Genomic DNA, 25,172 nt, shown 5'->3' on the forward strand with positions numbered 1-25,172 from the left:
TAAAAGTATTAATAGTATATAATGTACATTACACATCGCCAGCAGTTTTTTGACCATTTAGCGCAAACATCGGATTACCCGTTGGCACTCGAAATTGAAAAAGCGGAAGGTGTATATATGTTTGGCGCCGACGGTAAATCGTACATCGACCTGATCTCCGGAATTGCGGTTAGTAACGTAGGTCATCGGCATCCGAAAGTTCTTGCTGCGATTCATGAGCAGCTGGAGAAGCACATGCATTTACTGGTTTATGGCGAATTCGTGCAAAGCGCACAGGTAAGATTAGCCAGCGCATTGACAAGGACGCTTGACGTTAATGCTCCAAATCCTTCTCCTTTTGGCAAGATCGATAATGTTTACTTCACCAACTCAGGCACGGAAGCGACCGAAGGTGCAATGAAACTCGCGAAACGGTTTACCGGCCGCAGTGAATTCATCTCCTGCATAAATGCTTATCATGGAGCTACCCAAGGTGCACTCAGTCTGGCTGGATCGGATACTTTCAAACAGAATTTCCGTCCGCTGCTACCTGGCATTAAACATATTCATCACGGAGTACTTGCTGACCTTGAATCAATTACAGAAAAGACAGCGGCGGTGGTGATCGAGGTAATAGGTGGCGAATCTGGTGTGCGCGTTCCCGAAAAAGAGTATATGGTTCAGCTGCGCAAGCGCTGTTCAGAAGTGGGGGCGCTTATGATTTTGGATGAAATACAGACCGGTTTCGGACGGACTGGTACGTTCTGGGCATTTGAGCAATTTGATATATACCCGGATATATTGCTAAGCGCCAAGGGAATGGGCGGCGGAATGCCTATCGGCGCATTCATGGCTTCGCAGGAAGTGATGAGCGTTTTCAAGAACAGTCCTATTCTCGGACATATTACCACCTTTGGCGGGCATCCCATTTGTTGCGCTTCGTCGCTCGCAGCACTCGAAGTTATCGTAGATGAAAAGCTGCATTCCGCTGCTTTTGAAAAGGGCGAGCTTTTTAAATCACTTCTCAAACATCCTAAAATCAGTGAGGTAAGAGGAAGTGGATTGATGCTGGCTGCGCAAATGGAATCCTTTGAAAAACTAAAAAACACGATCGATCATTGCATTGAAAATGGCGTTGTAACCGATTGGTTCTTATTTTGCGACGATGCCATGCGCATTGCGCCGCCACTGACTATTACCGAAGAGCAGATCCGTGAAGCATGCAAGGTGATCATCGATGTACTTTACTCTGATAGCTAACTCCAATGGAACACAAGATAGCCAACGAATATCTGCAAATTACAATCAAAGAAACCGGTGCGGAATTGTGCAGGATACAGTCTGTCACGACTGGTAAAGACTTTATGTGGAATGCGGACCCGGCCGTTTGGTCAAGCCACGCGCCCGTTTTATTTCCTGTAATCGGGGCTATTAAAAATGGGTATGTCAGATACCAGGGCCAGGAATATGCGGTGCCGCGTCACGGGATTGTTCGCAATAATTCGAATGTAAAGCTTGCGGAGAAGACGGCGTCAAGCTTGACTTTCGCATTGAAATTTTCGGAAGAAACGCTGAAAATTTATCCTTTTGAGTTTCAATTTGAGATTACTTACCGGCTTAAAGCACACCAGATTATCGTAGATCACCGGGTTATCAATCATGGGAATACGGAAATGCTTTTTTCTCTCGGCGGGCATCCTGCGTTTAAATGTCCGTTGAATGCAGATGAAACTTACCAGGACTATTACCTTGAATTTGAAGCAGTTGAAAACGACTCAACCTGGCTGCTTACGAAAGACGGACTGGTAGGAACTGAAACCCGCAAAGTATTTGACAATACTAACACCCTGCATTTAAATCACCAGATGTTTGAAAATGATGCATTGATATTCAAACATCTGGTATCTAATCAGGTCAGTTTAAGAAGTACGAAATCCGCCCAGGTTGTTACCATACATTTTCCGGATTTCCCTTATTTGGGCGTTTGGGCTAAGACTAACGGTAATTTCGTTTGCATTGAACCCTGGCTAGGCATCGCCGACAGTGCAGATTCTGATCAGGATTTTGAGACGAAAGAAGGGTTACTGAGGCTGGCAGCTGGACAAGATTTTGAAGCAAGTTTTGCCATTGAGATAAGTGAGTAAACGATGATATTATACTGACTCAGAGCTTTACCGCCAGTAATTCGCTGCCTAGTTTATGCAGCGCAGCTTCTATTTTCTTTGCCTGGGAAGGCCGCGGCTTTTTTAACCCCGACGCGTAGTGATTCAGCAGCTTTTCATTGATGCCTGTAATTTTGGCAATACCGGTTTGGCTGAATATGCCTTTATAGTATTTCAAAAAACTACCTACGTCCAGCTTCCATTCAATTTCGTATTCTCCTTTCAGTGCTGCGGGAATATTTCGGTCATCGAATCCTTTCACGATTTCAATGCATTCCAAAATGGATTTTTTGACCTCTTCAATGGTTTCTCCGCCACCAGAAATTTTACCAACATTTTCTCCGTAAGCCCAAAAAAAATCCTTGCTTCTTTCCACTACCACTTTTATTCTTTTCATAACGTAGTATTTAAATTCATTTTTTTAATAAACATCAGTCTGATCCCTTCTGCCATTTCCTTTGCCCCATGATACGGGACGCTAATGATTTCACCGTCTTTTCGGTAAAGGTAGTGACTACCTCTGGTTCTAATATGTGTCCATCCATTACGGCGGATTGTGCGATGGAACTCTGAGGATTTCATGTATAGTGTGAGCAAAACTATTAATAAAAGTATACAATAATATACCTTTTAACAAGCAGTCACAAAAAAAGCCCCCGAGTGGGAGCTTTCAACTATTTATCGGCATAAGCTACTTAAACCGTAGCCTCGATTTGTGCATTCAATTTATCTTCCAGGGTAGTTTTTGGAACAACGCCTACAACTTTATCAACCAGCTGTCCGCCTTTGAAGATCATTAATGTTGGGATGCTGCGGATGCCGAACTTAGCGGGTACCGAAGAATTCATATCAACATCCATTTTACCGATAACTGCTTTTCCTTCATATTCACCGGCCAACTGCTCTACAACAGGCCCGATCATCTTACAAGGTCCGCACCATTCTGCCCAAAAATCAACAAGTACAGGTTTGTCGCTCTGGATCAATTCTTCAAAGGTGCTATCGGTAATTTCAAGTGCTTTTCCCATGTTACAAAATGTCTAATGTTTTTTTATAAATCTGATATTATAAGGAATTTCATTATCTAAAAGTTCCTCACTTATTTTCATTAAAACTCAGTTCAAAAAGAATTGTACCCCGTGAAATCCGCGCAGTACTTTGAAGAGATCATTGGTAGGTGCAACCCTGTAACCGCGCGATAGCATTTCCACTTCCAGCCGCGTATCCGGATCTACAACCGTCATATTTACAGCACATTGCCCTGGATGGTTACCAAATGTATCAGTGAGTAAGTGAATGAACTGCGCATCGATCTGATCCAATGTCAGATTAATCCGAATCTTCCTGCACATTTTGCCCATAATCTCGGGCAGCAGCTGTATTTGCGAGATCTTGAATTCAAACTGGTCTTCCTGTTTCCAGCGGTTCTGAACTTTTCCTTTAATGTATAAGAACTGTCCCACCTGCAAGTAGTTTTTAAAGCGGATATAGTCCTCGCCGCCCAGAAGCATTTCAATTGATCCTTTATAATCCTCCAACTTGAAAATCATAAACAAGCTTCCGTTTTTCGACATCCTCTCCTGCGCGCTCGTCACAATGCCCGCCACATTGACTTCCTTTCCAAAATACCTTGGCGATCGCTCACCTTCAGGTATTTCCATTAGCTTATCGACGGTACAGTTGCAAAAATTATCCAGCTCGGTACGGAAAGTATCCAGCGGGTGCCCGGAAATGTAAAAGCCGACCACTTCCTGCTCGTAACGCAATTTGGCAAGATCGTCCCACGGGCCCACATCTGCTGCTTTCGGCTTGGCAAGCGTGGATCCACCGTCACCGAGCATACCAAAAAGTGAGGCTTGTGCGGAAGATTTTTCGGCGTGATAATTATTGGCGTAACGAATCAGTTTTTCAATGAATGTGCCGTTTTCACCAGACTCCACACCAAAGTAGTGCGCGCGGTGATAATCCGTAAAACAGTCAAAACCACCTGCATACGCCAAACTTTCAATCGTTTTCTTATTGACCGTCCTCAGATTGACGCGTGTAATAAAATCATAAATATCAATAAACGCACCGCCTGCATTACGCTCTTCAATAATAGACTCAACTGCCGCGTCGCCGCTGCCTTTCACACCGGCCAGCCCAAAACGGATTTCACCGCGGCTGTTTACGTTGAATTGCCTGTCGGACTCGTTGATATCCGGACCTAAAACTGTAATGCCCAGCGCCTTGCATTCTTCCATAAAAAATGTAATCTTATCAATGTTGCCCAGCGAGCTCGTCAAAACCGCCGCCATATACTCAGCCGGGTAATGCGCTTTCAGATAGGCGGTTTGATAGGCTACAAATGCATAGCAGGTCGAGTGGGACTTGTTGAACGCGTAAGATGCAAATGCCTCCCAGTCTGTCCAGATTTTTTCCAGTTTTTTAGCGTCCAGACCTCTCTCCACACCGCCCTTCATGAAATCGCCTTTCATTTTGTTCAGTGTTTCAATTTGCTTCTTACCCATCGCCTTGCGCAGCGTATCCGCCTGGCCTTTGGTAAATCCGGCCAGCTTTTGTGAAAGAAGCATTACCTGTTCCTGGTAAACTGTAATACCATAAGTATCAGCCTGATATTCTTCCAGTTCGGGCAAATCATAAGTCACTTCCTCCAGCCCGTTCTTCCGGCGGATAAAGCTGGGAATGTATGCGATCGGACCAGGGCGGTACAATGCGTTCATGGCGATCAAATGCTCGAAGCGATCGGGGATCAGGTCGCGCATGTACTTTTTCATCCCATCAGACTCGAACTGGAAAATTGCGTTCGTTTCCCCTCTTTGAAACAACTCAAAAACCTTCGGATCGTCGAGCGGCACGTCGTCAATGACGATGTCTATATTATGATTCTGCTTGATCAGGCGTAGCGCTTCCTTAATAATCGTGAGGTTTCGCAACCCCAGAAAGTCCATTTTAATTACACCCGCGTCTTCAATAATTTTCCCCTGATATTGGGTGATCAGAAAATCCGAGTCTTTGGAGGTACTTACCGGGATAATTTCTGTTAAGTCACTTGGCGCAATAATGATACCCGCTGCATGGATACCTGTATTCCGAACAGTACCTTCCAGCCTCCTTGCTTCCTGTAAAACGCTGGCCTGCAAATCCTTACCCAATGCTATCTGACGCATTTTCTTCACATTATCAAGCTCTTCCGGCGCAATGCCTTCCTTTTTCGTCAGGCTACCCTCACCTTCCAGCGGCGCTGTGAAAATGCGGTTGAGCGTCATATTATAGGTAGGCTTGTCCGGTACCAGCTTGGCCAGTGCATTGGCTTCCGGCAAGGGCAGGTCCATTACCCGCGCCACGTCCTTGATCGCAGATTTGGCGGCCATTGTACCATAAGTAACAATCTGCGCTACCTGGTTGTAGCCGTATTTTTTGACCACATAATCAATCACTTTCTGCCGGCCTTCGTCATCGAAATCCGTATCAATATCAGGAAGTGAAATACGGTCAGGATTGAGGAAACGTTCGAAAAGCAGATCGTATTTAATAGGATCAATATTGGTGATTCCGGTTGCGTAAGCTACAACTGAGCCGGCAGCAGATCCGCGTCCCGGGCCGATGAAAACCCCCATTTTGCGACCTGCATCAATAAAATCTGCCACAATCAGGAAGTAACCGGGAAAACCCATATTCCGGATTGTATTCAATTCAAAGTTAATCCGGTCTTCAATTTCGGGAGTAATCGTCCCATATTTAAACTTGGCTCCTTCAAATGTCAAGTGCTTCAAATACTCCCACTGATTGAGCACGTCGGCTGTAAGTTCTTTCTTACCAACCATTTCCGACAAAGTATGCGTTTTAAATTCATCGGGAATCGGGAAGTTGGGAAGCAGGATATCTTTTCGCAGATCAAGCGTTTTGATCTTGTCGACAATTTCGTTGGTATTGTCCAGCGACTCGGGCAAGTCGTTGAACAGCTGCATCATTTCGCTCGTTTTTTTGAAATAAAACTGATCATTAAAAAAAGCGAAACGCGAGCCTTTCGGAATGCCTTTTTCATCGTCAAAATCTTTTGCAGAAGGCGTACTTTGCTTGTCACCGGTATTGATACACAGCAAAATGTCATGTGCATTCCAGTCGTCACGGTCCACATAATGCGAATCGTTTGAGCAGATCACTTTTACATTATATTTCTTGGCAAACCTTAAAAGTACCTCATTTACAATATACTGATCGCGGATTTCATGACGCTGCAACTCTACATAAAAATCATCGCCAAATAAGTCTAGCCACCATTTGAATTCCTTTTCCGCAGCTTCTTCCCCTTGTCGTAATATCGTCTTTGGAATTACCGCACCAATGCAGCAGGTAGTAGCGATCAGGCCCTGGTGATACTTGACGATCAACTCTTTATCAATACGCGGGTATTTACCATACATACCTTCGATAAAGCCCAGCGAACACATTTTAACCAGGTTCTTATACCCAAGCTCGTCTTTGGCAAGCAGCAACTGGTGAAAACGTACGTCTTTTTTGTCTTTGGTAAATTGCCGTACATGCCTGTCTTCCACCACATAAAACTCGCAGCCTACTATCGGCTTGATGCCCTGCTTATTTCCTTCGGCGACAAATTCAAATACGCCGAACATATTCCCGTGATCGGTAATCGCCACGGCGGGCATATTGTCCTCCTTGGCCTTTTTGAAGAGCTTTTTAATATCAGCCGCACCGTCAAGAAGCGAAAACTGGGTGTGGCAGTGTAAGTGTGAAAATTGCATTTGGTATAGGTTGTATTAATAGGATTGGCTCAAATACGAAGGAAAGTCCGGTCAGTGCTCCGCAGGCTGCTCGTACAATACATAATTCATATAGTCGGTAAAAGGTTTAAGGAGTTCGATCCCTTTTAGCACCTGCTTACCAAAATCCCTGGAAGCCACTTCTTTATCAGTGAAGCGATGCATAAAAAAAAGTTGCTTGCGTTTCAACAGCTCAATTTCAGGATGATCTTTGGGAAAACCTTTGGGCATTGTCTTCAAACTTTCACCTTCGATCTCAGGAAAAAACGTCCGGAATTCTTTTGCTTCAATGATCGCCCTCAGTTCGTCGGCATTATAATCCACTTCCTGACGGTACCGTGCGAGCTGCTCGGAAGTAGTTTCCCACATACCGCCGCCAAGAAAGGTCAGGTTACCCGGCTGTATCTGTATATAATAGTCTATTTTACCGGAACTCTTCCCTCCCGGACCAATGCCGGCAGCGAGGTTATTTTTGTAAGGTGCTTTATTTTTTGAAAAACGAATATCCCTGTTAATGCGCAAGAGGCATTCTTTGACCTGCAAATTTCCGAGATCCTGAAATTTTCCGACTTCTTCGATCAGGTAGCCTACCAGTTGCTCCATATCTGCCTTTGCGGCGTCATACCGCTTTCTATTCTCCTGAAACCATTCCCTGTTGTTGTTTTCTGCTAATTGACTGAGAAAGTGAAGTGTTGCGGATTCCATTCTAATTTCTTGAAGGTATAAAATCAAATTTACTGCGTTTTTGTGATTCAATTTAACGAATTTTGGGTGTACGAAAAGTATTTATAACAAAACAGTACACACCATTTTATGAGGCTAAGCATGATCATATCGTATTGCTTCCCTTTTGGGATAATCGCCGTGAACCTCGAATAAGTAACTAAGAATATCTATAAATGGCCAGAATCCTCACAGGCATTCAAAGTAGCGGAAGACCGCATTTAGGTAATATCCTCGGAGCAATCGCTCCGGCTATCCAACTCTCAAAAGATCCAAAAAACGAATCTTTTTTCTTTATCGCTGACCTCCATTCACTTACTTCGCTTAAAAATGGAAAAGAGCGTGAAGGTTTTGTAAAAGCGATCGCAGCAACCTGGCTTGCTTTCGGTTTTGATTATAAAAAGAATGTATTCTGGCGACAGTCGCGGGTGCAGGAACATACTGAGCTGGCCTGGTACCTGAGCTGCTTCACGCCGTTTCCTATGCTGGCGAATGCCACTTCATTTAAAGAGAAATCCGAAAAATTAGCCGACGTGAATGCTGGTCTATTCACCTATCCTGTTTTGCAGGCAGCTGATATTCTCCTTTACAATGCGAATATTATCCCCGTTGGCAAAGACCAGAAGCAACATCTCGAAATGACAAAAGATATTGCCGGCCGGTTTAATCAGTTAGCAGGTGAAGATATCCTGGTACTTCCGGAGCCACAGATCGATGAGCGCATTATGACGATCCCGGGGCTCGACGGTCAAAAAATGAGCAAGTCTTATCATAACTATATTGATATATTTCTTCCTGAAAATGAACTCAAAAAGGTGATCAAAAAGATCGTCTCGGATTCAACTCCGCTGGAAGAACCAAAAGACCCGGAAACCGATATTACCTTTAAATTATACAGCCTGATCGCCTCAACAGCTGAAATCGAAAACATGCGCCACAGTTATGTAAACGGTGGCTACGGTTACGGTCACGCCAAACAGGCGTTACTGGAATGCATGCTGGAAAAATTTGCTGAGCCGAGAAGGATTTTCAACTACTACATGGAAAACGATCAGGAACTGGAGGCGATCCTGGCAGAAGGGGAAGAAAAAGCGCGCCTGATCGCCCAGGAAACGATCGCAAAAGTACGTAAGGTCTTAGGTTTCAGCTCATGACGGAAACAGTGGATATGCTCATTCGCTCCGACCAGGAATTTTTTCTCTGGCTGAACGGGTTTCATACCCCCTGGCTCGATACGCTCATGGCCTGGATTACTTATAAGTACACCTGGATACCGATGTACGTGATATTGATCGCGTTTACGCTGGCCTCCGACAGAAAGAAGGGATTCGCAGAGCTGATTTTCGTTTTGCTTGCCGTGATTATTGCTGACAAAATTACATCAGGTTTGATGAAACCGTATTTCATCCGTTTTCGCCCCTGCCACGAGCCTGCACTCGACGGGCTGGTGCATGAGGTTACAGGTTGCGGCGGACTTTACGGGTTTGCGTCTTCGCATGCTTCGACGAGCTTTGCGCTGGCGATTACCTGGTTTACGTTTTTAAGAACAAAAGTACAATATCCCGGTTTGCTGTTTATTTGGGCTATCATTTATTCATACAGTCGCATTTATGTAGGGGTACATTACCCCGCCGATATATTGATAGGTGCACTGGTCGGAATGCTGGTTGGCTGGCTCTGTATCCGGTTGTATTACATTTTTTCGAAGAGATATTATCTTAATTAATTGATTTTGTTTAATTTTGCGCAAATTTTAGTCCAGCCATGGGTTCATTCAATACAGTAAAAATATTCTCAGGAAGTCAGTCAGAATATTTGGCAAAAGACATTGCCAGATATTACGGTAAGGAACTTGGCGGATATAATTTACGAAAATTTGCCGATGGCGAACTGTCACCCAGCTTCGAGGAATCAGTCAGAGGCTGCGATGTTTTTTTAATTCAATCTACCTTTCCGCCGGCCGATAATCTTATGGAACTGCTCCTGATGGTTGACGCCGCGCGCCGCGCTTCTGCGCATTACGTAACTGTGGTAATCCCTTATTTCGGATATGCGCGCCAGGACAGGAAAGATAAACCCAGGGTTGCCATTGCTGCCAAAGTGGTAGCGAATCTGCTTACATCTGTTGGTGTGGACAGGTTGATGACAATCGATCTGCACGCCGGACAAATCCAGGGATTTTTCGATTTACCTGTGGACCATTTGGAAGGAACCTCGATTTTTGTTCCTTATATTAAATCCTTAAATCTTAAAAACCTGTTGATCGCTTCCCCGGATATGGGAGGAGCTGCAAGGGCCAGAAACTTCGCCAAATTCCTGAATGTGGATATGATCCTTTGCGACAAACATCGTAAACGGGCTAACGAAATTGCCAGCATGCAGGTGATCGGAGATGTTGAAGGGATGGATGTGGTACTTGTCGACGATTTGATTGATACCGGTGGGACGCTCTGCAAAGCTGCTGAACTGATCCTTGAAAAAGGCGCCAGCTCGGTAAGGGCCATCAGTACTCACGCGATCATGTCGGGTAAGGCGCACGAAAATATTGCCAACTCTGTTTTGGAAGAATTGATCGTCACAGACACGATCCCTTTGAAACAAAAAAATGAAAAAATCCGCGTCTTGTCGGTTGCAGAGATATTTGCAAAAGCGATCGGCCGGATCAGAGATCATGAGTCTATTAGTTCATTGTTTATAAATTATCAGTAAAATTTTATTTTAATTCACTTATTAATAAATATTCTTATGAAAAAGCATGAGATTGTAGGGTTTAAAAGAGCGAATCTCGGCAAGACGGAAGCCCAGGAACTACGTTCACAAGGTTATGTTCCGTCTGTGCTGTATGGTGGCAATGAGCAGGTACATTTTTATGCACCGGCAATGCTGTTCCGTGAATTGCTTTTCACACCGGATATTTTTGACGTAACCCTGAATATCGAGGGTACTTTGTACAATGCGATTCTTCAGGAAAAGCAGTTCCACCCTGTTAATGATTCTTTGATCCACGCGGATTTTCTTCAGATCATTGACGGCAAGGAAATTAAAGTTGACGTACCGGTTAAATTGACAGGTACTTCCACAGGAGTAATGAAAGGTGGAAAAATGAACCAAAAATTGCGTAAATTGCGTGTACAAGGTCTGGCTCAGAACATTCCGGACTATGTAAATGTTGACGTTACTGAACTTGATTTAGGAAAATCTGTGAAGGTTGGTGCAGTAAAAGCTGAAAATTTTGTTATATTGACAGCCGCAAGCAACCCGATCGCTTCAGTAGAGATACCACGTGCGCTTCGCGGTACACTTAAGTAAGTATTTTATTTTTCATGGCTAATAGATGCAAACGTGCCGACCATTGGTCGGCATATTTGTTTTATAACCATTCCTCAATCTGCTGTACCAGCACTTCGTTAATGCGAACATAGCTCTCCTGCGTCCAGCCCCCGATATGCGGCGTCAGTACTACCTGATCTGAACTGCGCAGGTACTCAAAAGCATCCTGCTGGGATATGGTAAGCTTATTGATTTTTTCATTTTCTAATACATCGAGGCAGGCTCCCCGGATCTTTCCGCTTTTTAAGCCTCTTACCACCGCATCCAGTTTCACTATTTCACCACGTGAAAGGTTCATTAAAAAAAATGGCTTGCCGCATTTCGCAATAAAATCATCATCGATGAGATAGCGGCTCAGTTCAGTTAATGGAAGATGTAGACTGATCACATCCGCTTTCTCCATGATTTCTTCCATACCCGACTCAGCAGCAAACTGATCGCCATAATGATCGCGGTACTTGTCATATGCCAGCACCTGACAGCCAAAGCCGCTCAGTCTTTTGGCGGTAGCGCCTCCGTTGTTCCCGTAACCGATCAGGCCGACGGTTTTACCCAATAACTCAATACCCCGATTACCTTCCCGGTCCCAGATTCCCTGCCGCACTTCCCTATCGGCTCTCAACAGATTATTGAAGAGGCTTAGCAGCATTCCGAGGGCCTGTTCCGCAACCGCGTCACGATTGCCTTTGCCGGCGTGAAAAACTTCGATCTGCATATCTCTTACGACATTCAGATCAATCAGATCGAGCCCTGCCCCTGCCCTGGCGATAAAACGAAGCTTTTGCGCATTCGCCAGCAGGTCCTGATCCAAAAATGTCTTACTTCTGATCACCAGTCCTTCATAGTCTGGAAGAGCCGTTTTAATGTCTTCCCGACGATACTCGGGATGGTACGCATATTCCCAGCCACGCTGTTCGAGCATGCTGAAAAGCGACGGATGCATGGAGTCTGCAATGAGGATTTTCATAGGAGCACAGGATTTTTTGTAACTTGCCTGTTTAAGGCGCTGGCAAAAATAACAGAGATTTGCTCAGCAGAATAGATTCAACCGCATTTAACGTACATGAGCGATCAACAGAGCGATAAACCCGTCATAGGAATCACAATCGGCGATTATAACGGCATTGGCCCCGAAGTAATCCTTAAAGCATTAGAAGGAAATCAGTTAGCCAAATTATGCACGCCGGTTATCTACGGTTCTTTAAAAGTTTTGAACCAATACCGCAATCTCCTTGAAATGAAAGAATGGACACTGCACGGTATCCAAAAGCCGGAGCAGGCCAACCATAAGCTTACGAATGTGATCACATGCTGGCAGGATAATCAGACCGAGATCCAGCCGGGCGTAGTTACTGCCGAAGCCGGACAAGGTTCTCTTGCGTCCTTGAAACGCGCTGTTGAGGACCTTAAAGACGGAAAAATCCAGGCGCTGGTTACCGGCCCGATCAACAAGGATAATATCCAGAGTGAGGATTTTAAATTTCCCGGCCACACGGAGTTCCTGGCACAGGCTTTTGAGAAAGAAGAGGCGCTGATGTTTATGGTCGCCGGCGACCTGCGCGTAGGTGTATTGACGGGACATATCCCCCTGGAAAAAGTGAAGTCACAGATTACGGCGGAGAAGCTTTCTGCAAAAATCGAACAGATCCTGAAATCCCTCAAAGGCGATTTCGGAATCAAAAAACCCAAGCTCGCCGTGCTCGGGCTGAACCCGCATGCGGGTGAAAACGGATTGCTAGGTACGGAAGAGCAGGAAGTGATCCAGCCGGTGATTAAAACCTTTAAAGAAAAAGGAAATCTGGTGGTAGGCCCATTTCCGGCCGACGGTTTTTTCGCCGCAGGCACTTATAAGCAATATGATGCAGTACTGGCCATGTACCACGATCAGGGCCTGATTCCCTTTAAAACATTGGCATTCAATGAAGGAGTAAATTTTACAGCGGGCTTATCTGCGGTCCGTACATCTCCGGATCATGGAACCGCCTATAACATTGCAGGCAAAAACCTGGCAGAGCCGGGCTCCCTTTTACAGGCTATTTATCTCGCTTGCGACATTTCCCGTTTCCGCGATTTTAACGGAGAGATGGACAAAAATGCATTGATTTCCAAGCCACAACAATCGGAAAGTCAGCACCCTGCGAAATCCGGGGGTAAGCAGAGGTTTAATTAGCTGTTGGCTTTTAGCTATTAGCTTTTGGCTAGGGCTGCTAGGTTTAGAAATAGACAGGTGATAATATGTTACTAAATATACAAAAATGCTAAAATCCATGACCGGATACGGTGTATCCAACATCGAGTCCGATTCAATTAATGTGACCGTCGAAATCAAGACGCTTAATTCCAAATTTCTGGATATCTATTGCAGGATACCGAGAAATTATTCGGAAAAAGAAATCGAGATCAGAAACCTGATTACGCAATCTTTGGAAAGAGGGAAAGTGGAGTTTACGCTCACAGTCCAGCCGGTTGGTAAAACGATCGCCTCAACTTCTGTAAACCGCCCGCTGATCAATGCATATTATCAGGATTTGGTTACCACGGCTGGCGAATTGCAGTTTGCGCCAGACTATACAGAACTTTTCCGCATTGCACTGCAAATGCCGAATGCCTACAATAATGAAATTGTGGACGAATCGAGCCGGGAGAATGACTGGGCGCAAATTAAGGTTGCAGTGATGAATGCGCTGCACAAATGCACGGTGTTCAGGGAGCAGGAAGGAAAAATGACCGCTGATAAGTTTACGGATTATATCAAAAACATCGAAACACTACTGGCAGGCGTTGCCGAGCAGGACAAGCAACGTATTCCGAATGTACGGGAGCGGCTGGAAAAGCAGGTGCGTGAGCTGCTGTCAGACGATAATTTCGACCCTAATCGTTTCGAACAGGAGCTGATCTATTATGTGGAGAAATTCGATATTTCAGAAGAGAAGATACGTCTGGCAAATCACCTGACCTATTTTATTGAAACAATGAAGGCGTCGGAAAGCAATGGAAAGAAGCTCAATTTTATTGCGCAGGAAATCGGCCGCGAAATCAATACCATCGGCTCCAAAGCGAACGACGTGGCGATCCAGCACCTCGTAGTTCAGATGAAAGACGAGCTGGAAAAGATCAAGGAACAAACCATGAATATCATTTAATATCATGCAGGGAAGCAAGCTCCCTCTCTCCTTTTACCATTCTCACGATACGCTTTCGCTGGCCAGAAATTTGCTTGGCTGCGAGCTCTTCCACGATAGTCCCGAAGGCATTACCTCCGGGATTATCGTGGAAACCGAAGCTTACCTTCGCGACGATCCCGCCTGCCACGCATTCAACCGCCGTACTGCCCGGACTGAGCCAATGTATGGGGAGCCTGGCACCATTTATGTTTATCTTATTTATGGTATGTACCAGTGTTTCAATGTGGTCAGCAATAAAGCCGGCATTGGAGAAGCGGTATTAATACGCGCACTGCAGCCGACCGGCGGATTGGATTTAATGCAATACCGGCGGCAAGTTATCCGAGCCAAGGCAGCGACACCCGCGAAACCACGAAAGGAAATTGCGCTCAGAGAGCTTTGTCGCGGACCAGGTAAGCTGGTAAAAGCAATGGGTATCGATCGCGCGATTCACAATAATCTTACGTTAACCGACAGCCCGCTATATCTCACAGCGCCGCTCTTTACCAGTTTTGACGTGATGGTTACGACCCGCATTGGTATCAATGTGGGTGCCGATCTGCCGTATCGGTTTTTCGTCAAAAACAATCCTTTTGTCAGCCGGGGATAGGATAAAATGCTAATAAACAGGGAGAAAATTCTATTTAGCGGAATTTACATTCCCTGACTTTGCGATTGATTTTTTATCTTTGAATTGCATAACCCCGTTTCTCAACAAAATACCATGAAATCCTTTCACTCTTTCCGGATGCCCTGGAAGCCTTGCCGGCATGGTATTAAAGTGGTATGAGTTTCATATTCAGGTTACTCCCCCTATTTGCTATTGCTGTATTACTAGCCGAAAGTAGGTGCAGCCAGGACAAAAGCATCGTCTCACTGACAGAGGCGGCTATTTTACAAAAAGAGGATTTTGCAGAAGACACGGCTCTTATACTGAAATATCACAAGCTCGGCGCCTCTTACCTTTTCCTCGATGCCGACAAATCCATGCTTTACGCCAAACATGTTCTGCGTCTTTCACAAAAACATGACTGGAAAAAAGGCAAGATCCTTGCCTACAACCTGCTCAGCACCTATTATCTGCTCGATGGCAGCTATGATGTGCTCAGAGAGCTTTCCAATGAAACAATGATACTGTCGCAGGAATTAGGGCTCCCCTATTACACAGCTCATGCACAACGGTTTATGGCTGAAAGCTACTCCGAGTTCCGACACTGGGATTCGGCCAGGATCAACTATAACCAGGCTATCCGGATTTTCACGCAGCTGGGTGCCGACAGCGCCAGAGCATTCACTATGGTGAATCTCGGCAACTGCTACCGGGAAAAAAAATTAAATGATCAGGCGATACACCAATACAATCAGGCATATGCAATTTTTGACAAATTGAATTCAGATTGGGGCAAAGCAGCTGTTTTGCAGGAAAAAGGATATCTCAAAGTAAGGGAGCAGGATTTTAAGGCTGCTGTGAGATATTTCAAGACAAGTCTGGCACTTTCTCAAAAAAACAAAAACCGGTATGGCGAACTGAATACGCTAAACGACCTGAGCAACACTTACTACCACCAAAAGGAGTACGACAAGTCGATTCAAACCTGCCTCGAAGCTTTTGAGCATTCCAAAATATACCACTCCACCCAGCAAACAAACTGGGCGCTGACAACACTTTCACGCGCTTACAAAGCGAAAAATATGTACGACAGCGCGCTCTATTACAATGAGCAGGTCAACAATAGCCGGAGAATGGTGCATGATGAGACGGTGAAACGCCAGTATACCATGTATCAGCTTATGTACGACAATCAGGTGATGGACTCGGAAATACAGCAGGGTATTATTAAGCAGCAGCGCAGTATCCAGCAATTTCTGATCGGTTTTTCTGCCCTGATCATCGCCTTTGCGGCATTTTTATGGTTTAATAACAAAAAGCTGCGCCGCAAAAATGCTGAGATCAGGGAAGCATTAATTCAGGGGCAAACGCTGGAACGTAAACGGGTCGCGGCAGAGCTGCACGATCATCTTGGCGGTACTTTGGCTTCGCTAAACTGGTATATGTACGGGATCGACAAAAAAGTACTTTCCCTGGAAGAACAAAAGATTTACGATAGTGTCCACCAGATGGTCGGATCTGCGTACCGGGAGGTTAGAAGCCTTTCACATAACCTGATGCCAGCCGAACTAGAAGAACACGGCTTGATCATGGCCCTGGACCGGCTGATCAGTAAATTGAATGAAAACAAGAATATCCAGTTTGAATTTAACCTTACCGGACTGGAAAGCCGGCTAAACAATAAAATTGAATTTGAACTTTACAGTATCGTCCTCGAACTGACCAACAACATTATCAAACACTCAGGCGCTACTACGGCACGGATCGAGCTGACGGAAAATGCAAAAAGTATTTTGCTTTGCGTCAGCGACAATGGCACCGGGATGATCGACTCCGGCCGACAAGGGACTGGGCTACGGAACGTGAAAAGCCGCGTTGAAAGTCTGCATGGAAAGATCAACATACAGCATAACGAAACGTTGAAGGGCACGAAAGTGGAGATAGAAATACCTGGCAAAAAAATGAATTTATGAGCGTTCCTGAAAAGGTATCAGCATTTACTAACGAAATAGAAAAAAGTCTGGCCGGACAAAGTTTCATCAAACTTTCTCTGGGCAATTACCGTGGAACTGAGGAAAACCTTAAAAACATCTATATCAAAAGGGTGCAGATCAAACAAGAGGAAAAACTAAGTTTCACATACCGTTACAAAACGAGAGATATTACCAAGAACTTCTCCTACCAGGAAGCGCTGGCAATCTTCCGGAACACGATCGGCATCGATTTTCATGCGGCCACACTTCAGACGACCGGCTACGATCTGCAATTTGACACCCAAAAAAATGGAAAGACTGTCATCAGAAAGAGAGAAACAGCCTTGCGGGAAACCCCTTCGCTGGAACACGACAAAGCCAAAAAGCGACTGATACAAACCGGTGGCAAAGCTTATCTGCACGAGCTGGGCATTACAGATGAGCAGGGACAAGTCCTGAAAAATGCACAGGACAAGTACCGTCAGATCAATCACTATATTGAGCTTTTAAGCGGTCTGATACACGAAATACCGAAAAAAGAATTATTGAAAGTGGCAGATATGGGTTCAGGGAAAGGATATCTCACCTTTGCGCTTTACGATTATTTCCAGAATGTCCTTCATCAGTCTGCCGAAGTAACGGGTGTCGAATTCCGGGAAGACCTGGTGTCGCTTTGTAATGCAATAGCCCAAAAATCGGGATTTGAAAAACTTCATTTTGAAGAGGGTACGATCGACAAATTCGACCCGGGAGCGCTTGATATCCTCATCGCGCTGCACGCTTGCGACACTGCTACCGACGACGCAATCTGGAAAGGAATAACCTCCGCGGCCAGCCTGATCGTGGTAGCGCCCTGCTGTCACAAGCAGATCCGCCGGGAGATGGAGGCGAACAAAGCCAGCAATGATGTCCAATTTCTTACCCGGTACGGTATTTTTCTAGAAAGACAGGCAGAAATGGTCACCGACGGATTGCGGGCGCTGATTCTGGAATACTTTGGATACAAAACCAAGGTGTTCGAATTTATTTCCGACGCGCACACCCCCAAGAATGTAATGGTAGTAGGTATAAGGGATACAAGGAACAAAGTTGATGAACAGCTGGTACTGGATAAGATCAGAGCGGCCAAAAATTACTTTGGAATCGGTTACCATCACCTGGAAAGAATCGCAGGTATTGCGTGATAAAATGCCCTGTTTTGCTTCCCTGTGCCTATATTGCGACTTTTTGTTTAACCTGATTAACTAAATATGTGGAATAAAATAGCGACTTACATTATCCGTTACCGGCTTTTGTGGGTTGCACTAGTGCTGGTATCAACGGTCTTCATGGCTTTCGAAGCCAGCAAAATTGAACTCTCCTACAACTTCGCAAGAATTCTCCCATCCAACGATCCCGTTGAAAAAGAGTACCAGGATTTCAGAAAATTATTTGGGGAAGATGGCAGTGTAATGGTGATCGGCTGGCAGGATCCCGAGCTTTTCAACATTGATAAATTTCGCGACTGGTATAAGCTTTCCGAGGAAATTAAGGGTTCTGAGGGTATTAAGAATGTACTTTCTCTCGCCAATGTTTACAAAATCGTTCGTAATGACAGCCTTACGCGCTTCGATTTTGCCCCCGTAATCAGGCAAATGCCTCAAACACAAGCAGAAGCAGACAGCCTTAAAAAGGAAATCGCGAACCTACCTATCTACGAAGGCCTGGTACTCAACAGCAAGACAAACGCTACGCTGATGGTAATAACCTTCAACGACAAGGAACTTAACTCAAAGCGCCGCCTGACGATCGTTGACGATATCGAGCAAATGGCTGAAACTTTCGCCCAAAAATACAATACTGATCTGCACTATTCAGGGATGCCGTACATCAGGACGGTTAACATGAAGAAGATATCGCGCGAAATGGAGCTGTTCATGGGACTGGCGGTTTTCGTGACGCTCATGATCCTCTGGGCATTTTTCCGGTCGTTCCGCCTTACGCTGCTATCCATTACAGTAGTATTGATCGGGGTTATTTTTTCGGTCGGGATATTGCACCTTTTCAATTACAAAATCACCGCGCTCACCGGACTGATACCCCCGCTGCTCATCGTGATCGGTGTTCCAAACTGTGTATTTCTCATCAACAAATACCAGGCAGAACTGATCTCGCACAATAACAAAGACGAGGCCCTCATGCAAATGATCCGCCAGATTGGACTTTCTACATTTCTTGCAAACATGACCACCGCGATTGGTTTCGGGGTATTTTATTTCACAAACAGTAGTCTTTTGGTAGAATTCGGCGTCGTCGCAGCGATCAGCGTAATGGTCACATATGTCCTTTGTTTGCTGCTGCTGCCGATCACACTCCATTATATGAGTACACCGAAAGCCCGCCACCTCAAACATCTGGAAGGCAAATGGGCGATTGGTTTTTTGCGCAAGGTCGATTATCTGGTCCATCATAAGCGGAAAGAAATTTACATCGCAATGGTCGTCATGATTATCGTGTCAGTTTTTGGAATGCAGAAAATTAAAACCATCGGCTATGTAGTCGATGATCTCCCGAAAAAGGATGTGGTATATACGGATTTGCGGTTTTTTGAGAAGAATTTCAATGGGGTACTCCCGTTCGAGGTAATGATCAATACCAAACAGCCGAACGGGGTATTCGGCGACCAGGCGCAGGTTTTGTATAAAATCAAGGCCTTTCAAAATGAAATGGCGAAGTTTCCCGAGTTTTCGAAGCCCGTTTCGATTGTTGAAGCCTCCCGCTTCCTCTACCAGGGTTATCGCGGCGGCGATGCAAAGTATTATGCCCTGCCGGGTATTCTGGAACTAAACAAGCTGACCAACTATGTCCAGGGACAGCAGGGTGCAGCCAAGCAGCTCAACTCCTTTCTAAATGAAGATAAAAGCGTAACCCGCGTAAGTTTTCAAATGGCCGATGTGGGTTCCGAGCGCATCAAGGAGCTCATGAACCAGATCCGCCCCAAGGTGGATTCGATTTTTAGTCCCGAAAAATACAAGGTAAGTCTCACGGGCCACAGCCTGGTATTTCTGAAGAGCAACGATTATCTGCTTAGTAACCTGTATGAAAGCCTTTTGATCGCAATCGTACTGATCGCTATTGTGGGAATGGTACTTTTCCGGTCAATACCCATTATCCTGCTGTCAAAGCTCCCCTGCCTCATCCCGCTTGCGCTTACCGCGGGGATTATGGGTTACTTCGATATTTATTTCAAACCAACCACTATTCTGATTTTCAGTATCACATTTGGAATCGCATCAGACGGAACCGTGTATTTTCTTACCCGTTATCGGGAAGAGCTTTATAAAAATGGTCTGTCCCCCTCGAATGCAGTTAGCAGATCCATTTTCGGTACAGGATTAAGTATGATTTACACGGCGGTGATCCTGTTTTGCGGCTTTTCAATATTTGCGGCTTCCAGCTTCGGGGGTACTGCCGCTATGGGGGTGATGGTTTCAATCACTTTACTGGTCGCCATGTGTACCAACCTGATCTTGCTTCCGGCCCTGCTGCTTTCTATTGCAAAAAGGCAGGGTAAGAACGTAAAGCCGACTTAACAGCTCAGAAAAGATAAAGTTCAAAGGCCCAGGCCCCGGAATCGACTATACTGATTCGGGGCCTGGTATTTTTTCAAAGCTTTTGTCCATCCATTCTTCCGGAATATCATCCAGCGCCTCCTTCAATTTATCAGCCCATATTTCCGAGATAGCCTGCAAATCCTTTTGTTCATACCGATGCTCTACGATCTTGAAGCTGTCCTTTTTATAAAGCACCACGTCGATCGGAAAATCGACATCATTATTGCTGACCCTCGTAGAATCGAAAGATAGAAATCCCGCCTTCAATGCCTGTTTCATTGTCGACTCCTCGTTCAATACCCTGTTCAGGATCGCTTTGCCCTGCCCCGAGTTTCCGATGATTACATAAGGCGAACCTTCGTCGAGCTCCACCCAGTTTCCTTCGGAATACAACAGGAATAATTTGTGGTCTTTGTCGTCTTTAAGTTGGCCGCCGACAATGGTATTCAGGTTAAATTTGAATCCAGACCGTTCCAGATTGTCCCGATCCTCTTCCGCAACCCGCTTAATCTGCTCTCCAAACGCATTTACGGCTTTATAGAGCTTGTTGTAAACTACGCCTTCATTGATCTGCTCTTCAAAATAATGTACTGCCTTGTCGCGTACCGAACGCAGACCGCTGGTCATGATAAACATGGAATAGTTATCGTGCTGCGTGACGTACATCTTCCTTTTTACTGTGGTATTCGTACCCGCAGTAATGCGTGTATCCGCCAGTGCAACAAGCCCTTCCTTTACTTTTATTCCTAAACAATAAGTCATTTTATTTGCTTTAACAGGCCGGATATTGGGTGTCAATTAAGCTGGTTATCTGATCCGGCTTAATCATAAACCAGCCTCAAAAGTACCAAATCGACTGGTGAACCTGGCAAAAGTTGCAGTTTTTTCAACACATAAATCTTGGTATACATGATCTTTTTGCCCCGCTGAAAAGTATATAAGGCATGAAATCACTCATCATATCGGCTTGTCTGCTGACCCTCATTAACGCTTGCGGCGACAAATCGCCCCGGGCAGAGCAGAAGGATAAGGATACAAAAGGAATGCGCTACCTCGCGCTGGGAGATTCCTATACGATCGGGGAAAGCGTGGAGGAAAGAGACCGCTGGCCTGTTTTATTTGCGGATGCGATGAACAAAAGGGAAAAGCCGGTCAAAAATCCCGAGATCATTGCACGAACCGGCTGGACTACCCGCGATCTGCTGCTTGCGTTAACGAATTTCAATCCGGCTGAGAAATATGATATTGTCTCTCTGCTGATCGGCGTCAATAACCAGTACCAGGGAAGGAGTCTGGAAGAGTATCGCGGCGAATTCCGTGAGTTACTGCTCAAAAGCATCGCCTACGCCGGTGACGAGCCTGGCCGGGTAATCGTTCTTTCCACGCCAGACTGGGGTGTAACTCCTTTCGGTATTGAAAATCGTCAGGAAATTGGGAAGGAGATTGATCAATTTAATGATATAGCAGAGGAAGAATGCAATAAAGCAAATGTGCTATTTATTGATATTACCCCTATTTCCCGAAGCGCGTTGAATGATCCCACGCTGATAGCGCGGGATAACCTTCACTTTTCGGGAAAAATGCATCAGTTATGGGTAGATGAAATTTTCAGAAATACCAGGTTTAAATTGTAGTGAACCGGCTATTTATCCGCCAAAATAAATTCAAGCATATCAGGCATGATCTGGATATTGATTTCAGCAGGTTTTTCAATCTTGATCCGCTCATCGTCAATATGCATATCCTTCCAGTCGCAGTTGATTTTCACACGTTTGGCTTGAATGGTCTTGAAACTGAACTCCTGCCCGGTTTCGTCGATCTCGTTTCTAAGGAATGATTCAAACTTATTCCTGTGTGTTTCCTCGATAAGGACTACTTCCAGCAAACCGTCGCCCGGGTCGGCATTTGGCGCCAGGATGAGGTTAGGGCCAATAGAACGGATATTCATTACCTCGATCATTAAATAGTTGCCCGAAAACTCCTTTCCGTCCGCGATAATCTCGCAATGCCGGGCTTCGTAAGTCTGGAGAATTTCCAGCAGCACGCGTTTAGCTGCATGAAGCCGCTCCTCCGCAGTGTCACCGATTTCGCTTTCCAGCTTGCTCATTACTTTCATTAAACGCGGAAAGATCCCGAGCCCGAAAGCTTCCAGAAAAAACATATCTTCCTCCAAACCCTGCACTTTGCCGATATCAAAAGGTTTGAGACGATGATGGTGCCATTGCTGAACAATGTCTTTGGCCTCCCCGTCGATGCCTAATGCACACGCTACATTATTGGCCGTACCGTGCGGAAGCAGGGCCAGCGGATACTGTTTCTGAAGTTGTCTCCTTTTCATCAACGCCTTTGCCACGCGCCTCACGGTACCATCCCCTCCGGCAATAATCAGAAAATCCGAATCTTCCTCAAACTCGTCCCAGCCGTCTTCCTTCACCGAGGCATACGCACAATCAAAACCTTCCTTTTTTATCAACTTTGTAAGTTCTTTCTTACTAAAATCATTATCTCCGGCTGTCGGGTTGTGCAAAAGGGTAGTTCGTTTCATAAAATGTATTTAGGATTAACTCCATTTTATAAAAAACATACCAGGCATAATTTTATTGACAGATACGTAAAAACGATATACGTATGAGAATCCTGGTAACAAACGACGATGGAATTTATAGTCCCGGAATCGCGGCACTGGCGAAAATAGCAGCGAGATTCGGAGAAGTGAAAATAGTGGCACCCGACGTGGAGCAATCTTCCATGGGCCACGCCATAACTGCATCACGCCCACTTTCCTATAAAAAGTCACCGGTGGATTTCGGCGGCATCGAGGCTTACCGTGTAAATGGTACGCCGGCCGACTGCGTGGCGCTCGGCCAGCATCTCTGGGACAAACCTGACGTAGTACTTTCCGGAATTAACCTGGGGCCGAACCTGGGTAACGCCATGTGGCATTCGGGCACACTCGCCGCTGCAAAACAGGCTGTTCTGTTCGGTATCAAGGGCATTGCGCTCAGCACTCCCACCGATATAGAGCCAGATTTTGAGGCGCTGGACCCATTTGTAGAAAAAGCGCTGGATCTTTTGTTTAAAAACCCGCATCTCAATCTTGTCAATGTAAACTTCCCCCACCAGCCGAAAGGAGTACGCTGGACCAGGCAGTCTGTGCGGCTTTATGATAACAATATTGTCCCGGCGCTGGACCCGATGGGCCGTAAACACTACTGGTTTACAGTTATACCATTAGAACCCGCCGAGGAAGGTACCGACCGCTGGGCTATTGAAAACCAGTTTGTATCGATCACGCCGCTACGCCTCGACCTCACCAACGAAGCCGAGCTCATAAAAGCCCAACTCGCCTATCCGATCACCTAGATCTGGTGAAAATATGTATTTGTGCGAATCCTGCCGGTGCCCGGCGGGATTCTTTTTTTTAAAGTCTTTGCCATCGCAGTAAGGGGTAGAATGCCGAAACAACAGTCTTATCCGAGACAGAAGTTTTTTAAAACCATTCCTGAATCCAAGAACCAGTACCTCATTATGGAACAACCCAAGATTGGCAATTACCGCTGGATTATCTGTGCGCTCCTCTTTTTTGCGACCACTATCAATTACATCGACAGACAGATTCTTGGATTATTAAAGCCCACCCTCGAAGTTGAATTCAACTGGACAGAATCAGATTACGCAAATATTGTAATGGTATTCGCAGCCTGCTATGCCCTGGGATATATCGTGTTCGGGAATATTATAGACAAAATCGGCTCCAAACTGGGTTACGCTGTTTCAATCGTGGTGTGGAGTATTGCCGCGATCCTGCATGCATTTGTCAAAAGCACATTCGGTTTCGGAGCAGTGAGGGCACTTTTAGGCCTGGGAGAATCGGGTAACTTTCCGGCGGCTGTGAAAGCGACTGCCGAGTGGTTCCCAAAACGCGAGCGGGCCCTTGCCACGGGTATATTCAACTCCGGCACCAGTATCGGCGCAGTTGCTGCGCCTATTCTTGTTCCCTGGCTGCTGGGCGCTTATGGCTGGCAGGAAGCTTTCCTGATTACGGGAGCACTCGGATTTGTATGGCTGATTTTCTGGTGGTTGTTTTATGAAATCCCTTCCCGCCACAAAAAAGTGACGCCGGAAGAATATGCATTTATCCATAGTGACAATGAACTGACTGACGGAGAAGACCAGAAGCCAATCCACTGGACAAAACTGCTCCAATTACGCCAGTCGTGGGTTTTTATCGTAGGTAAATTCCTGACCGACCCGATCTGGTGGTTCTTCCTTTTCTGGCTTCCCTCCTATTTCGCAACGACTTTCGATCTCGATCTTAAAAAGCCAAGCCTTCACCTGGCGATCGTTTATACGGCGACCACATTCGGCAGCATTGGCGGCGGTTACCTTTCTTCCTATTTAATTAAAAAAGGCTGGCAGCCGCTGAGAGCACGTAAAGCCGCCCTGCTGATTGTTGCTTTTGCAGTATTGCCGATCATTCTTGCGCAGTTTGCCAGCAATGTCTGGGTGGTAGTAGGCATTATCAGTATTGCAGCTGCCGCGCACCAGGCATGGAGCGCCAACATTTTCACGGTTGTTTCTGATATTTTCCCCAAACGCGCTGTAAGCTCTGTGGTAGGGATCGGAGGGATGGCCGGTTCGCTGGGTTCCACTTTCTTTCCGCTTGTGGTAGGCGCACTGCTGGATTATTATAAAGCGGCGGGGAACATCGGCGCAGGGTACAATGTCTTGTTCGTGATTTGCGGGCTGGCCTATTTTGTAGCCTGGATCATCATACATTTCCTGACGAAAAATATGAAACCAGTTGAAGAAGCGTTAAGAGATTAATATTTAGTAAAACCCACTGAACTGCAG

General features: G+C 45.6%; 23 protein-coding genes. 15 read left to right on the top strand and 8 right to left on the bottom strand.

Going from position 1 to position 25,172, the window contains the following annotated elements; translation table 11 throughout:
* Positions 1 to 21: 21 nt before the first annotated feature.
* Entirely contained in the window at positions 22 to 1,239 is a 1,218-nt protein-coding gene (locus FXO21_RS27310) for an aspartate aminotransferase family protein (protein WP_149643059.1), read from the top strand.
* A 5-nt stretch (positions 1,240 to 1,244) separates the two neighbouring features.
* Positions 1,245 to 2,123 carry an aldose 1-epimerase family protein gene (locus FXO21_RS27315; protein WP_149643060.1) on the top strand — a complete coding sequence of 293 codons (879 nt, stop codon included), beginning with the start codon at positions 1,245 to 1,247 and terminating at the stop codon, positions 2,121 to 2,123.
* A gap of 19 nt (positions 2,124 to 2,142) precedes the next feature.
* Here the strand turns inward: FXO21_RS27315 and FXO21_RS27320 are convergent, their stop codons facing one another.
* From FXO21_RS27320 to FXO21_RS27340, 5 genes are all read right to left on the bottom strand, one after another.
* Positions 2,143 to 2,538 carry a type II toxin-antitoxin system HicB family antitoxin gene (locus tag FXO21_RS27320; RefSeq protein ID WP_149643061.1) on the bottom strand — a complete coding sequence of 132 codons (396 nt, stop codon included), beginning with the start codon at positions 2,536 to 2,538 and terminating at the stop codon, positions 2,143 to 2,145.
* On the bottom strand, positions 2,535 to 2,723 hold the full coding sequence (locus FXO21_RS29270) for a type II toxin-antitoxin system HicA family toxin (protein WP_149643062.1): 189 nt from the start codon (positions 2,721 to 2,723) through the stop codon (positions 2,535 to 2,537). The genes FXO21_RS27320 and FXO21_RS29270 overlap by 4 nt, the downstream gene beginning before the upstream one ends.
* A gap of 113 nt (positions 2,724 to 2,836) precedes the next feature.
* A complete protein-coding gene (gene trxA / locus FXO21_RS27330; protein ID WP_149643063.1) occupies positions 2,837 to 3,169 on the bottom strand; it encodes a thioredoxin in 333 nt (110 codons plus the stop codon).
* Between the two features lie 87 nt (positions 3,170 to 3,256).
* The gene (dnaE, locus tag FXO21_RS27335) at positions 3,257 to 6,907 is read right to left on the bottom strand and encodes a DNA polymerase III subunit alpha (protein ID WP_149643064.1); all 3,651 of its coding nucleotides are present in this window, start codon (positions 6,905 to 6,907) and stop codon (positions 3,257 to 3,259) included.
* 51 nt (positions 6,908 to 6,958) lie between these two features.
* On the bottom strand, positions 6,959 to 7,630 hold the full coding sequence (locus tag FXO21_RS27340) for a DUF2461 domain-containing protein (protein ID WP_149643065.1): 672 nt from the start codon (positions 7,628 to 7,630) through the stop codon (positions 6,959 to 6,961).
* 194 nt (positions 7,631 to 7,824) lie between these two features.
* On the opposite strand from FXO21_RS27340, the gene trpS reads away from it, so the two are divergent.
* The 4 genes from trpS to FXO21_RS27360 are packed head-to-tail and all read left to right on the top strand — an operon-like array spanning position 7,825 to position 10,957.
* A complete protein-coding gene (trpS, locus tag FXO21_RS27345; protein ID WP_149643066.1) occupies positions 7,825 to 8,802 on the top strand; it encodes a tryptophan--tRNA ligase in 978 nt (325 codons plus the stop codon).
* Complete coding sequence (locus tag FXO21_RS27350) at positions 8,799 to 9,374, top strand: phosphatase PAP2 family protein (protein WP_149643067.1); 576 nt, start codon at positions 8,799 to 8,801, stop codon at positions 9,372 to 9,374. Before trpS ends, FXO21_RS27350 begins: the two co-directional genes overlap by 4 nt.
* 38 nt (positions 9,375 to 9,412) lie before the next feature.
* Positions 9,413 to 10,357: a ribose-phosphate pyrophosphokinase gene (locus tag FXO21_RS27355; protein WP_149643068.1), complete on the top strand. Its 945-nt coding sequence runs from the start codon at positions 9,413 to 9,415 to the stop codon at positions 10,355 to 10,357.
* A gap of 36 nt (positions 10,358 to 10,393) precedes the next feature.
* Positions 10,394 to 10,957 carry a 50S ribosomal protein L25/general stress protein Ctc gene (locus tag FXO21_RS27360; RefSeq protein ID WP_149643069.1) on the top strand — a complete coding sequence of 188 codons (564 nt, stop codon included), beginning with the start codon at positions 10,394 to 10,396 and terminating at the stop codon, positions 10,955 to 10,957.
* 61 nt (positions 10,958 to 11,018) lie between these two features.
* Here FXO21_RS27360 and FXO21_RS27365 read toward each other — a convergent pair whose 3' ends face one another.
* Positions 11,019 to 11,945 (bottom strand): 2-hydroxyacid dehydrogenase, encoded by a 927-nt coding sequence (locus FXO21_RS27365; RefSeq protein WP_149643070.1) that lies wholly within the window; start codon positions 11,943 to 11,945, stop codon positions 11,019 to 11,021.
* Between the two features lie 96 nt (positions 11,946 to 12,041).
* Between FXO21_RS27365 and pdxA the strand changes: the two genes are divergently transcribed.
* The 6 genes from pdxA (at position 12,042) to FXO21_RS27395 (ending at position 20,297) form a co-directional block, all read left to right on the top strand.
* Positions 12,042 to 13,148 (top strand): 4-hydroxythreonine-4-phosphate dehydrogenase PdxA, encoded by a 1,107-nt coding sequence (pdxA, locus tag FXO21_RS27370; RefSeq protein ID WP_149643071.1) that lies wholly within the window; start codon positions 12,042 to 12,044, stop codon positions 13,146 to 13,148.
* An 85-nt stretch (positions 13,149 to 13,233) separates the two neighbouring features.
* Positions 13,234 to 14,121, top strand: coding sequence for a YicC/YloC family endoribonuclease (locus FXO21_RS27375; RefSeq protein ID WP_149643072.1), 888 nt, complete (start codon positions 13,234 to 13,236; stop codon positions 14,119 to 14,121).
* A 4-nt stretch (positions 14,122 to 14,125) separates the two neighbouring features.
* A complete protein-coding gene (locus FXO21_RS27380) occupies positions 14,126 to 14,752 on the top strand; it encodes a DNA-3-methyladenine glycosylase (protein WP_149643073.1) in 627 nt (208 codons plus the stop codon).
* 176 nt (positions 14,753 to 14,928) lie between these two features.
* Entirely contained in the window at positions 14,929 to 16,725 is a 1,797-nt protein-coding gene (locus tag FXO21_RS27385; protein WP_149643074.1) for a tetratricopeptide repeat-containing sensor histidine kinase, read from the top strand.
* On the top strand, positions 16,722 to 17,909 hold the full coding sequence (locus FXO21_RS27390) for a class I SAM-dependent methyltransferase (RefSeq protein WP_149643075.1): 1,188 nt from the start codon (positions 16,722 to 16,724) through the stop codon (positions 17,907 to 17,909). Before FXO21_RS27385 ends, FXO21_RS27390 begins: the two co-directional genes overlap by 4 nt.
* A gap of 66 nt (positions 17,910 to 17,975) precedes the next feature.
* Positions 17,976 to 20,297, top strand: a complete 2,322-nt coding sequence (locus FXO21_RS27395) for an efflux RND transporter permease subunit (RefSeq protein WP_149643076.1) — start codon at positions 17,976 to 17,978, stop codon at positions 20,295 to 20,297.
* A gap of 45 nt (positions 20,298 to 20,342) precedes the next feature.
* Here the strand turns inward: FXO21_RS27395 and FXO21_RS27400 are convergent, their stop codons facing one another.
* Positions 20,343 to 21,080 (bottom strand): peptidase, encoded by a 738-nt coding sequence (locus tag FXO21_RS27400; protein ID WP_149643077.1) that lies wholly within the window; start codon positions 21,078 to 21,080, stop codon positions 20,343 to 20,345.
* Between the two features lie 182 nt (positions 21,081 to 21,262).
* Between FXO21_RS27400 and FXO21_RS27405 the strand changes: the two genes are divergently transcribed.
* Complete coding sequence (locus FXO21_RS27405) at positions 21,263 to 21,952, top strand: SGNH/GDSL hydrolase family protein (protein ID WP_149643078.1); 690 nt, start codon at positions 21,263 to 21,265, stop codon at positions 21,950 to 21,952.
* 8 nt (positions 21,953 to 21,960) lie between these two features.
* Here FXO21_RS27405 and FXO21_RS27410 read toward each other — a convergent pair whose 3' ends face one another.
* The gene (locus tag FXO21_RS27410) at positions 21,961 to 22,863 is read right to left on the bottom strand and encodes a diacylglycerol/lipid kinase family protein (protein ID WP_149643079.1); all 903 of its coding nucleotides are present in this window, start codon (positions 22,861 to 22,863) and stop codon (positions 21,961 to 21,963) included.
* Positions 22,864 to 22,946: 83 nt separating this feature from the next.
* On the opposite strand from FXO21_RS27410, the gene surE reads away from it, so the two are divergent.
* The gene (gene surE / locus FXO21_RS27415; protein ID WP_149643080.1) at positions 22,947 to 23,681 is read left to right on the top strand and encodes a 5'/3'-nucleotidase SurE; all 735 of its coding nucleotides are present in this window, start codon (positions 22,947 to 22,949) and stop codon (positions 23,679 to 23,681) included.
* A 165-nt stretch (positions 23,682 to 23,846) separates the two neighbouring features.
* Positions 23,847 to 25,145 (top strand): MFS transporter, encoded by a 1,299-nt coding sequence (locus FXO21_RS27420; protein WP_149643670.1) that lies wholly within the window; start codon positions 23,847 to 23,849, stop codon positions 25,143 to 25,145.
* The last annotated feature ends 27 nt before the right edge of the window (positions 25,146 to 25,172 follow it).

Source organism: Dyadobacter sp. UC 10, from assembly GCF_008369915.1.
Taxonomy (GTDB): domain Bacteria; phylum Bacteroidota; class Bacteroidia; order Cytophagales; family Spirosomataceae; genus Dyadobacter.